Origin of the sequence: Peteryoungia aggregata LMG 23059 (assembly GCF_030814435.1) — a bacterium.
GTDB classification, from domain to species: Bacteria; Pseudomonadota; Alphaproteobacteria; order Rhizobiales; family Rhizobiaceae; genus Allorhizobium; species Allorhizobium aggregatum.
On the sequence record NZ_JAUSUW010000011.1, the window covers coordinates 17,447 to 28,355 of the forward strand.

At 62.6% G+C, this 10,909-nt stretch carries 8 protein-coding genes; 2 read left to right on the top strand and 6 right to left on the bottom strand.

Going from position 1 to position 10,909, the window contains the following annotated elements; all coding sequences use genetic code 11:
- Positions 1-4 precede the first annotated feature (4 nt).
- The 5 genes from J2045_RS17415 to J2045_RS17435 form a co-directional block, all read right to left on the bottom strand.
- Positions 5-2,938, bottom strand: a complete 2,934-nt coding sequence (locus J2045_RS17415; RefSeq protein ID WP_307375051.1) for a TonB-dependent receptor — start codon at positions 2,936-2,938, stop codon at positions 5-7.
- 121 nt (positions 2,939-3,059) lie between these two features.
- A complete protein-coding gene (locus tag J2045_RS17420) occupies positions 3,060-4,055 on the bottom strand; it encodes a FecR family protein (RefSeq protein ID WP_307375053.1) in 996 nt (331 codons plus the stop codon).
- A 93-nt stretch (positions 4,056-4,148) separates the two neighbouring features.
- Complete coding sequence (locus J2045_RS17425; RefSeq protein WP_307375056.1) at positions 4,149-4,670, bottom strand: RNA polymerase sigma factor; 522 nt, start codon at positions 4,668-4,670, stop codon at positions 4,149-4,151.
- Between the two features lie 152 nt (positions 4,671-4,822).
- Entirely contained in the window at positions 4,823-5,428 is a 606-nt protein-coding gene (locus J2045_RS17430) for an SH3 domain-containing protein (RefSeq protein ID WP_307375058.1), read from the bottom strand.
- Between the two features lie 52 nt (positions 5,429-5,480).
- Positions 5,481-5,783, bottom strand: a complete 303-nt coding sequence (locus J2045_RS17435; protein WP_307375060.1) for a hypothetical protein — start codon at positions 5,781-5,783, stop codon at positions 5,481-5,483.
- A gap of 189 nt (positions 5,784-5,972) precedes the next feature.
- Here J2045_RS17435 and J2045_RS17440 point away from each other — a divergent pair, with 189 nt between their 5' ends.
- Both J2045_RS17440 and J2045_RS17445 read left to right on the top strand, forming a co-directional pair.
- Positions 5,973-6,695: a response regulator gene (locus tag J2045_RS17440; protein WP_307375062.1), complete on the top strand. Its 723-nt coding sequence runs from the start codon at positions 5,973-5,975 to the stop codon at positions 6,693-6,695.
- Entirely contained in the window at positions 6,695-8,050 is a 1,356-nt protein-coding gene (locus J2045_RS17445; RefSeq protein WP_307375065.1) for a sensor histidine kinase, read from the top strand. The genes J2045_RS17440 and J2045_RS17445 overlap by 1 nt, the downstream gene beginning before the upstream one ends.
- A gap of 25 nt (positions 8,051-8,075) precedes the next feature.
- On the opposite strand, the gene J2045_RS17450 is transcribed toward J2045_RS17445, so the two are convergent.
- A complete protein-coding gene (locus J2045_RS17450; protein WP_307375066.1) occupies positions 8,076-10,838 on the bottom strand; it encodes a M16 family metallopeptidase in 2,763 nt (920 codons plus the stop codon).
- Positions 10,839-10,909: the final 71 nt, after the last annotated feature.

The window sequence follows — 10,909 nt, forward strand, 5'->3', positions numbered from 1 at the left end:
CGGATCAGAACTCCGCCGAAGCGCCCACCCAGAGGGTGCGGCCGATGACCCAGGGCTGTCCACTTTCAGAGGTGGCATTGCCCAGTTCGTTGAACAGGTTGACCACCTTGAAGTTCAGCGTCATGCCGTGCTCGTCGATCGAGGCGACCTTGTAGGAACCGCTGAGATCGACCGTGAGCACGGCGTCGAAGGCCTTGTCCTCCCAGATCTCGTGCTGGATGCCGTCGATGTCCTCGGTGTCGCCGGTTTCGCTCACACCGTCATAGGCGAAATTGTAGTTTGCAGTCAGCCCCAGCGTGAGCCGTTCGTCGAAGAAGCTGCCGGACAGACCGACCTGACCACGAAGGGGGATGTCCATATTGCCGGTGACCACGTTGAACCCCGCCCTGGTATAGGATTGCCCCTTGTAGGAAATCCGCTCCTCCAGATCGTCATCCTCAACGAAATAGCTATTGGAGGACACATTGTTGTCGGCCCAGGTGATCGAGGCGGAAAGGGCGGAATTATCCGCCGGGTTCCAGGCCGCCGTCGGCAGTTCCTTGGCATATTCTGCCGTGACCGAATCATAGGAGCCATCGGCACCGTTGGTGAGCACATATTCGGTCGTGCTTGCTTTCGATGTTGCATACTGGTCGCGCGAATTGCGATGGATGTAGCGAAGGCGCCAGGCTCCCTCCGTCAACGGATCGGTGAAGTGGATAGCGGCGGTGAACTCGTCCGTATAGGGCGTATTGAGGTTCGATGCGTCGAAGGAATAGTAGGTCTGTGTCGGGGTCGTGGTGAAGTCGCCGACGTCACCGGTAATGGTCGGATTGCGGTTGTAGTTTATCGTGCGCGGCTGCTGGTCGCGGATCGCATAAGCCAGGTTCGCCGCGTCATAATAGCGGTTATAGCCACCGGAAATGCTGAAATCCTCGATCGGCGTGACCGTCGCCACCAAACGCGGCGCGATATTCAGGTTGCCCTGGTAATCGTCATAGTCGAAACGGAAGCCGGGCCGGATGTTCAGCCAGTCGAAGGTCTGATCCAGTTCGAAATAGCTGTTGGCCTGCATGATCTGGGCCTTGATGTCGAAGGCCTTCCAGACGCCCTTGCCCGAAGCAAACTGCTCTGCGTAGCATTCCTCGGTCGTGTTGCAGGTGAAGGATGTGACTCCGTTCCCATTCTGCCACAGATTCAGTGTGCCGGCTGCATAGGACGGGATCGTACGGTAGGTGTAATTGACATAGTCCTTGGCCCGCAGCCGCCGAGCCTCGCTGTAACCAAACTCGTAGCCGGCTTTCATTGAGCCGTTGAAGACATCGGCGGAGAGATCCTGCGACCATGTATAGCGCTCCTGTCCCTGGCGGCGCTCTGACCCCATCCCACCTTCGCGACAGGCGGCGCTTTCTGTCGAGGTAGGGTCCACCCGGCACCAGTCCAGCATACTGGACGTAAACACATTCGTTCGAACACCGCCAACGGTTCGAAAGAATGTCGATTGCCAGTTCCGCACGATATCGTCGCCGCTAAGGTTGAGTGTATCCGACTTCGACGCCGTAATCTTGCTGGTCAGTGACACATTGGAAAGCGGAATGCCCCCGAGCGAAAAGTCCTCGAATTCGTAAGTGTTCTGCAGTCTTCCGGCATAACTCTGGGTCGCTGTATCGATTTCGAGGTCGCGATAAAGGCCTGATTGGAAGTCCTGATGGTAATCGGTGTGAATCCCCTCCAGCTTGAACAGGCCGAAGTCCGTCTCTGCGTTGGCCTGCAGCCGATAGAATTGGTTCTTTGATTCCGACTCAACGAGCTCGTCGCCGTAGATGTAGTCCTTGGCCTTGTTGGTCCAGGCATCCGTTACGCTGTATTGCCCGATTACGGCAATGTTGTCGGTGATCGGACCGGTGACGGAAAGGGCCGACTTCTTCTTGAAGAACTCTGGCGTCTTGACATTATTCGGATTGGTGGCGTCCTCCGTTGCCAGTTGATAGTCGACCATGGCATCGTTCTGGTAGTCAACGGAAGCCGTGGCTCTCAGCCGGTCGGTGGCCGGCTCCTTCAGCGTATATTCGACAACACCACCCTGGAAGGAGCCGTATCGGGCCGATGCATTGCTGTCTATGACCGTCGCGGAATCGACAAAGTCTGTCGGCACAAACACCGTTTGCGAATGCAGGCCATAGACACGATCGGCATTGTAAGATGCATCGTCGTCTGACAGTTCACCTTGGCTGCTCTGGTTATACGGCTCTTCCGTCCCCGTGATCGTGTTGATATCGATTCCGTTCAGGATGAAGTTGTTTTCGTACGTGCGTCCGCCGGATATTGAAACCTCCTGCGGTCGGGTGTTCAGGATCGCCTGGCTCTCGACACCGGCCTCGTCATTGGTGTCATCCTGGTACTGCATGTTCGGCAAGCCACGCAGGAAGCTGTTGGCGTCCCCGCTGCTCGTGCGGATCCCGACATGCGTCGAATCCATCACCGTTGTCCCCGTATCCGCCGCACTCTCCGTGCCCAGCTTCACGCCGCCGCCTGACGACGAAACGGTGATTTCCTCCAGCACGGTCGTGCCGGCCGCTGCCGCCTCGTCGATCGTGCCTGCGGCCACCAGCGATGCGGTGCGGGTGCCGGTGACGCGGATTTCGATGCCGGCGCCGGCAGTGAGGGCGCGCAAGGCGGAAAGCGGATCGGTTTCACCGGCGACAGTGGCCGAGGTGCGGCCCGAGACGAGGGCTGCGGCATAACCCACCTGCCAGCCCGTCTGCCGGGTAAAGGCCCTGAGGGCTTGATTGAGCGGCTGTGCGGGGATCGAGATCGCCTGTGGCCCGCTTGCCGCGGGGCTTGCCCCGACATCCTGCGCCCGAACCTCGAATGCACTGGCCGAAATCGAAACCAGCGCCGTGGACACCATGAACATGGCAAGCCTGCGCTTGCCGAGAGATACTCTACGCTCTGCCATTTTATTCCCGGGCCGGAAGCCCTTGTCACCCTGTTGTCACCCCACCGCCGCGCATCATGCGCGTCGGCTCTGATGGGGATGACGTGTCAGCCCGGCCGGTCTCACAAAAAAACTTGATAAGTTAGCGAATGAATAAAATGCCACCCGGCAAGCGCTCGATGCGTGCCCCCGCTGCGGTTGCCACGCTGTCGATGGCTGCGTCCGCGTCGGCGATGCGGAAACTGCCGCTGACGGGCGTGTCGAGGGCTGCCCCCGGCAGCGTCACGATGGTGCGATCCGTGTGGCGACCGATCTCGTCCAGCGCCGTGCGAAGCGGCACGGCCGAAAGCTCGATCCACCCCTCGCGCCAGGCAAGCCGGCTGTCGCCATCGTCCTGCGCCAGAAATGCGATCCGTGCCCGATCGATGCTTGCTGTCTGGCCCGGCGTCATCGCGACCGGTGCCGAGGTCGTCCCGTCCTGCGTCAGCGTCACACGCCCGCTGTCCAGATGCACCACGTCCGCATCCGCGCCACGCGCCACGTCGAAGGCAGTCCCGGTCACGCGCACCGTGCCGAAGCCGCCGGTCACGGTGAAGGGCCGGGTCGCGTCATGTGCCACCTCGAAATAGGCCTCGCCCCCGAGAAGCTGCACGGCCCTTCGGCCATTGTCGAAGTCCAGGATCACCGCCGTCTGGCTGTTCATCTGCATCCGCGAGCCGTCGGGCAGGTCGATGGTGGTGATCTCGCCGGCGCCCGTGCGATGATCTGCTCGCAAGCGGAGCAGCCAGTCGCTGCCGAGCAGCGGCACGATGATGGCGGCAGCCAGCGAAGCGGCAAGCGCGAGCGGCACGAACCCGAAACGGCGGGTGGCAGCGGGCGTGCGGTGCGTGGACGCATTGGAAGGCTCCGATGCAGCCGCCGTCTGTGCGGTCGCAACGGTGAGAGCGGGACAGTCGTAGAGTGCAAGAACCCGCGACAGCGCCGCGCCCCGGTCCGCCCCTTCGGCCAGCCACGCATTGAGCGCGGCCCGGTCCTCCTCCTTCGCCTGCAGCCTCAGCACCCATTCGAGCGCCTGGTCGGTCACGGGGTCGGGATGCCGGAAACGTGGCTCATTCTCGTCGTCAGTCAGTGCGCGCATGACGGCCTTCCGCTGAAATGGAGCATGATGATAGATGACGTTTCAAATCGGTTCTCCTCCCAAAAATTGCAGTTTTATTCCTCCACACGCAGCTCATCGGTCCATCTTCTCCCGGATTTCCAGGAGCACGGCCATGGCCATCTTCATGTCGTTGAACACGGTATTGGGCGAGACCCCGAGCCGTTTCGCGATCTCCGGATAGGCAAGCCCCTCCAGCCGGCTGAGGCACCAGGCCGAGCGGGCCCGCGGCGGCAGCGTCAGCAGCGCCCGATTAAAGGCCTTGACCATGTCGCGCTGGATCGCCTGGTCTTCGATGCTCGGTTGCGGATCGGCGACCACCACGGCATCGGCTGCCTCCAGATCGCGCTCTTCGTGCAGCGAGCGCACCTTGCGACGGCGCAGGTGGTCGAGTGCGAGATTGCGCGCCGTCTGCCAGAGAAAGGCTTCGAGATTGCCGGGCGTTGCCTGATCGAGCGCCCGCCGCGCCCGCAGATAGGCGTCATGCGTCAACTCCTCGGCCTCGGCCGCATCGCGCACGATGCGCAGGATCGCCCGATAGAGCGATTGCCGCATCCGCAGGAACACGTCGTCCAGTTTTTGTACGTCGATGTTCATCGGGTGGCGGACCTGCAGGCAAAAGGCGGCAGTCCGGTCTTGTTCAAATCCGGACAATGCGGGTCATGTATTAGCCTGCCTGCAGCATGATGCAAGGGGCAAGATCGGCGGATCTGCCCCTCTTTGGCAAGGGAATGTGCGATAATCCCTTGTCAGTCCCGGGAAATGGAACCCTGTCGCACCCAGGTGCGGCCATAGGGACCGCGATTGACCGAGGCTCCGCTGCAGGTTCCCTCGGAGCAATGAACTGCGGCGGCGCGGCCCGGGCGGATGACAGCTGCGCCGCAACCGCTATCGTTGCAGCCCCCGACGGCAACGCCGGGACGCGGTGGATAGGGGCGAGGTGCCGCATAGACATTCCACTGGCCGTACCAGGGACGGGAGACATAGTAGGTGTTCCAGTAGGACTGGCTGAACGTCACGACCGTGATGCCCACCGTCGGGGCAATGGCCGGGGTCACGACGACAGGTGCGCCCTGGTAGAAGACCTGAATGTAGCCCGCCGAGACCCAGCCCCGCTCACGGCCCCAGGAAACGTCACACCAGGTGGTGTTTGCGGTGCAGCCATAGACGGTCAGCGATGCGTGCGGTGGCAGGCCGACGACAACCGGATATCCGGTGCTCGGCCCCGCCCGCATGTTGACGCTGGTCTTCGAAATGGCCGACATCGCTGCCGAAGCCTCGCCTGGCAGAATTGCCAGGACCATCGCTGCCAGCCCCGCCAGAAAGCCGAGGACCGGCTGTTTAAAGTGCTGCATCATAAATCTCCTGATGAAATCCAAGGATAAAATTCCAAACGCCTGCCGATGATCAGCGCGTGGCCGTGACATCGCGCGTGATGAAGCCGCCATTCGGGCCGGTCGTTGTCGTCGAACCGGTGCAAATCCCGTACGCGCATGACGCACTGCCCTGCCGTGTCACGCTTCGGCCATATGGCCCTGTCCGCGTGATCTGGCGCGAGCAGCTATGGCCGGCGCAGGTGCCGGTGGCATGGATCGAGGCCTGACCGCCTCTCCCATAAACTTGAGCATCACGCGTCCAGGCCCCGGCCTGCAGAGCCGTCAACGCGAACATCGGCACCGCCAGCGCCGCCAATCTGAGAATATTGACCATCGAGCATCTCCGCATGGTTCCAGATGTGCGACCGGTTACCCGGATCGCTGCGGCAGATGTAAGCGCCTGACGTGAACCGCGTTCGAACGGCATGTGTCGTTTTGTTTCAATTTGTAAACGGCATGCAAGCGATTGTAAAAATTGAGAAGATGCTTGCATTTGCCGATCGCGCCCACAAAAATAACAGGCATGGACATGCCCCGGTCATCGATCCTGATTGTTGAAGACGATAGCGAGATCCGCACACTTCTGGCGGAGCTTCTCGGTGCCGAAGGCTTTGCCGTCGCCGAAGCGGGAAATGGCCGCCAGATGGATGACATGCTGGCCAGATCCCGCGCCGACCTCATCATTCTGGATGTCATGCTGCCCGGCGAAGACGGTTTTTCGATCTGCCGCAGATTGCGGGCGGGCGACACCGTTCCCATCCTGATGCTGACGGCGAAGGGCAATGAAATCGATCGCGTCGTCGGACTTGAAATGGGGGCCGACGACTACCTCGTCAAACCGTTCAGCCCCCGCGAACTGATCGCGCGCGTGCGCGCGCTTCTGCGCCGCGCCAATATGCGAAGCCCTGCCATCATCGATCCGCCTCGACGACTGGCCTTCGGCAACTTCATCGCCGATCTCGATGCGCGCCAGCTGGTGGATGCGAACGGCGTCCAGCTGATCCTGACCAATGCGGAATTCGATCTTCTGGCCTGTTTTCTCAACCGTCCCCGGCGGGTTTTGACACGCGACCAGATCCTCGACTGGATTCACGGTCGCTCCGCCGATCCGTTTGATCGCACCGTTGACGTGCTGATCTCGCGGCTGCGACGCAAGTTCGAAACGGCCAGCCCTGGCTCCAACCTCATCAACACGGTGCGAAACGGGGGCTATCTGTTCACCGGCATCGTGCAGCAGTTGCCCTGATGGCCTCGGTTACGCCCGCCCGGCGCCTGATCGCAATCATCCTCGTTCTGCTGCTGATCCTGTGGCTGCTGATGGTCATGGGCGCCTATCTTGGTAAGAACTGGGAGGAGGAGAGCTTTCGCCCTTCGCCCGAACGCCTGGCCGCCATTGTCGAGGCGGTGGAACTTGCCCGTCCCGAGCAGCGCGCGACGCTATTGTCCGCCCTCAATGCACCAGTCCTGTCCCTTTCGGTCGTCTCGCCCACAGACCAGCCACAGGCAGGCGAGGCGTTGAGAGCTGTCGATGAGCAACTGATAGACCGATATCGGGATGCCCTTGGTGGAGGCCGGTCGCTCGTAGCCGCCATCTATAAAGTGCCGGCATCGAGCGGCGACATGCCGCGTATCGCCTGGCGCGACAAGACAATGCTGGAATTTCGGATCGGCATGCGAACGGGCGAAACACTTGTTGTCAGGAACACGTCGCCGGTGCTCGTCACTGCATTTGGCCTGCCGATCGGCCTGACCGCCGGCCTGACGGGAACGCTTGCGGCACTCATGGCGCTGCTGGCGCTCTACCGCGAGATCAAGCCTCTGGGCGAATTGGCGCGTGCCGTCGACCGCATCGACCTGAATGGCGGAACGATTGCGCTTCCCGATACCCGACGGCAAAGCGCAGAGATCAAGGCGCTGGTCGTCGCCTTCGATCAGTTGCAGCAAAGGCTGTCTCAGCTGTTGCGGTCCCGGATGACGATGATCGCCGGGATTTCGCATGATGTCCGCACCTTCGCCACGCGCTTGCGGCTTCGCGTCGATGCAATTGCGGATGAGGCAAAGCGGGAGAGAGCGGTCAGTGACATCTCCGACATGATCAGAATGCTCGATGATGCGCTGCTCGCAGCGCAGGTCGGAGCGGGAGATCTGCCGCAGGAGCTCGTCGATCTCTCCGTTCTCGCCCGTGAAGAAAGCAATGACCGACGGCTGATCGGCCTCTCCGTCAGCTTCACGGATCAAACCGGCGCGCGCCAGCCGCTGGTCCTGGCAGACCCGCTCTCGATGCGACGGGTGATCGGCAACCTGATAGACAACGCGGTCAAATACGGACACAGGGCGCGCGTCTCGGTCGCCATCGACCAGACCTATGCGGTGCTTTGCGTCGAGGACGACGGGCCAGGGATCTCTCCGGAGCAGGCCACTCTGTTTACCGAGCCGTTCGTGCGCGGCGAAGGTTCACGCAGCCGCGATACGGGCGGAGCCGGGCTTGGCCTCGCCATCGCCAAGAGCCTCATTCAGGCGCATGGCGGAACCCTGCAGTTCGGGATGGCGCCGCAGGGTGGTGCCAGAATCACGGTGCAGATCCCGATCTACGAAATCTGACCGCCGGCCCGTCCCGCCGAAGGGCCTATTGCACGTCGACTGCGGTGGCGAGCGGCATCTTCGTCAGGATGGCCAGATTGTCTGTCTGGAAGATGTGGCGCGCATGCGCCTCCAGCCGTTGCGTCGTGATCCTGTCGCCCAGGCCCAGCATGCGCCGGAGATAGCCGGCGTCGCCATAGCGGCGGTAGCTGAGTGCCAGCCGGCGCAGCCAAGTGTTGGGATCGGTAAGCCGGCTGCCTTCGGCAAAGGCGATGTCGGCCCGGATCTTTGCGACATCCGCCTGCCGGGCGATCTCGGGCATGCGGTCGAGCACGGCAAGTGCCGCCTGTGTCAGCTCCTCCGTCCGGTCCGGCGCGCAGTAGAAGGCGAGCGTGCCGAGAACGCGATCCTGCTCGGGGTCCACCTCCAGCTCGAATTCGAGGCTGTAGATGCCGCCGAGTTCGTTGCGCAGTGTCTTCTTCAGGCTCTGTTGCGCGATTGGCGTCAGCGTCGAGATGACGAAGCTCGCCTCCGGCGTCCAGTCGAGCCCGGCATGCAGGGAGATCTCCACTCGCGCCCGGTCATCGGAGAACACCTCGACCCTGGCTTCATGCCGCCCGGGCCGCTGCAGTGCCACATCCGCCGTCAGAGATGCCGACCGCGGCACGGCGCCGATCACCGCAGCAAAGCTGTCGCGGATGTCAGGTCCGGGCTGGGGGCCGACCGCATACCAGGTGACCGGCTGCTCGAAATGGGTACGCGCGATCCGGCTCAGTTCGTCCGGCGTCAACCGTGTCAGCGCCTGCAGGTCGTCGGCGACCTCGGGCGTGCCATAGAGCAATTCCGAACGCCGTGCGGCCACCGGATCCGGACGCTCGCCGGCCATCTGCGCCCGCAGGGCATCGACCGCCTCTGTCCGCACGCCGCCGAAGGCGATCATGGCAGCATAGGTTTCGAGCTGCCCCGGGAGTGCGGCGGGATCGGCGGCGATGCCGGCGTCGAGATGCTCTGCTTTGAGTGCGATGCTCCAGTGCGGCGACTGCTCCGCCGCCCAGAGATCGTTTTCCGTCTGGCTCCAGAAGGCAAAGCCGCTCTGGGTGAAGAGTTGCAGCGCCGCCTGCGAGGCAGGACTGCCGAAACGTGTGTTTTGGAAACCGGGATGCGACTGCCCGGAGAGGTAGACCTTTCCGTCAGGCGTGTCGCGCACCAGCCACACGACCGTGTCGCCGTTCGACAATCGCCACTCGATGACATCGGGATCGGTGGCGCGGCTTTCGGCTGTGATGCGCCCTGACCTGTCGACCTTGCGGTCGCCGGGCCAGGCGGGCGCCTTTGCCTCGATCTCCGGTTCGGGCTTCGACAGCTTTCGCGGCGGAAGCTCCGCCATGGCTGCCCAGCGCGCCCGTTCCGCCTCCACCGAGGCCACGCTCGGCAGCATCACCGCAACGCCGCCCGGCGCCTGGTAGAACAGCACCCGGTCTTTGGCATCCAGCATCTCCCGCAGACGGGCATTCAGCCCCTCGAAGGTGATACGGTCAAGGAGAGCGATGGTGCGCGCCGTGCGGGTTGCGGGATCATCGACAACCGAGCCGGTGAGAACTGCCGAGGCGATGCGGTCCTCCCATTCGGCATAGGTGCGGCTCTCGGCCGCTTCCCGGTTGTTGTCGTTGACCGTCCGGGCGCGTTTCATCAGCGCCTCGAAGCCATCGCGCGACAGCCCCTCGCGTTTGAGACGCTCGACGGTTTCCAGAAGCACGGAGGTCGCGGCGGCATGGTTCCCCGTGCGCGCGTTGAAGGCAAGAATCAGCCGTTCCTCGGTCGTTTCCTGTGCGGCAAAGCCAAGGTTTTCGGTGACGGCTGCGTGATACGGCGCTTGCTCCTGCACCGCGTCGAGGATCAGCCTCGTCAGAAAATACTGCTGCAGATAGGCCAGCTGACCGGTCTGCGTCAGCCGGTTCGGCATCGGCAACCGGAATGCATAGGTGGCCTGCGAGCTTGATCCCTGCTCATCCTGCACCCGGTGGATGCTGAGATCCTGCTTCAGCGGCAGGATACGGTAGTCTCGCTCCGGTGCGGCAAGCCTGGGTGACGAGGCGAAAGCCTGTTCCAGAGCCTGCCGTGCGGTCTCCTTGTCGACGCGGCCCGAGACGATCAGCGTCATGTTCGAGGCGCGATAGAAGCTCTGGTAGAAGCTGCGGATCTCCTCGATCGAGGTGCGCGATATGCCGGCATGGGTGCCGATTGTCGGGCGATCGACATAGCGCGATCCGGTGCGCAGGGCGGCCTTCTTCAGCCGGCTGACCCTATCGGCAACGCTGACCGTCTGGCGCAGTTCTTCCAGGATGACGAAGCGTTCCTTCTCCCAGTCCTCTGCCTCAAGCGCCGGCTTCATCACCAGATCGGCCATGAACTGCAGTGAACCCGCAAGATCGAGGGCGTCGTCCGGGCGCGTGCGCAGCATGAACTGCGTCTCCGCCTCCCGCGTCACTGCATTGATCTGAACCCCGGTCCGCCAGCCCAGCGCCTCGATCTCCTCATGCATGGAGCGTCCGCGTGCTGCATTCGTCTGGAACACCATATGTTCGAGGATATGTGCAATGCCGCTCGGCACCGGCTCGTCGACCGAGCCGGCATGCACGATCAGGCGGATGTTGAAGGGATCGGTGTCCTTGCCGCTGTCATAGAGGAAATAGCGCAGCCCATTGTCCAGCTGGCCTGTAGCGATGCGCGGATCCCAGCCGGGTTGGGCCGCTGCCGATGGCGACGATAGGCAGAGCAGCGTTAAAACGGCGATCAGCAAGAGGCGCATGTGAAATTCCATGGGGCGGGCGTCGCAGCCACGAACAGCGGGCGCGGCTGGCGACACTCATTGATCAAAAG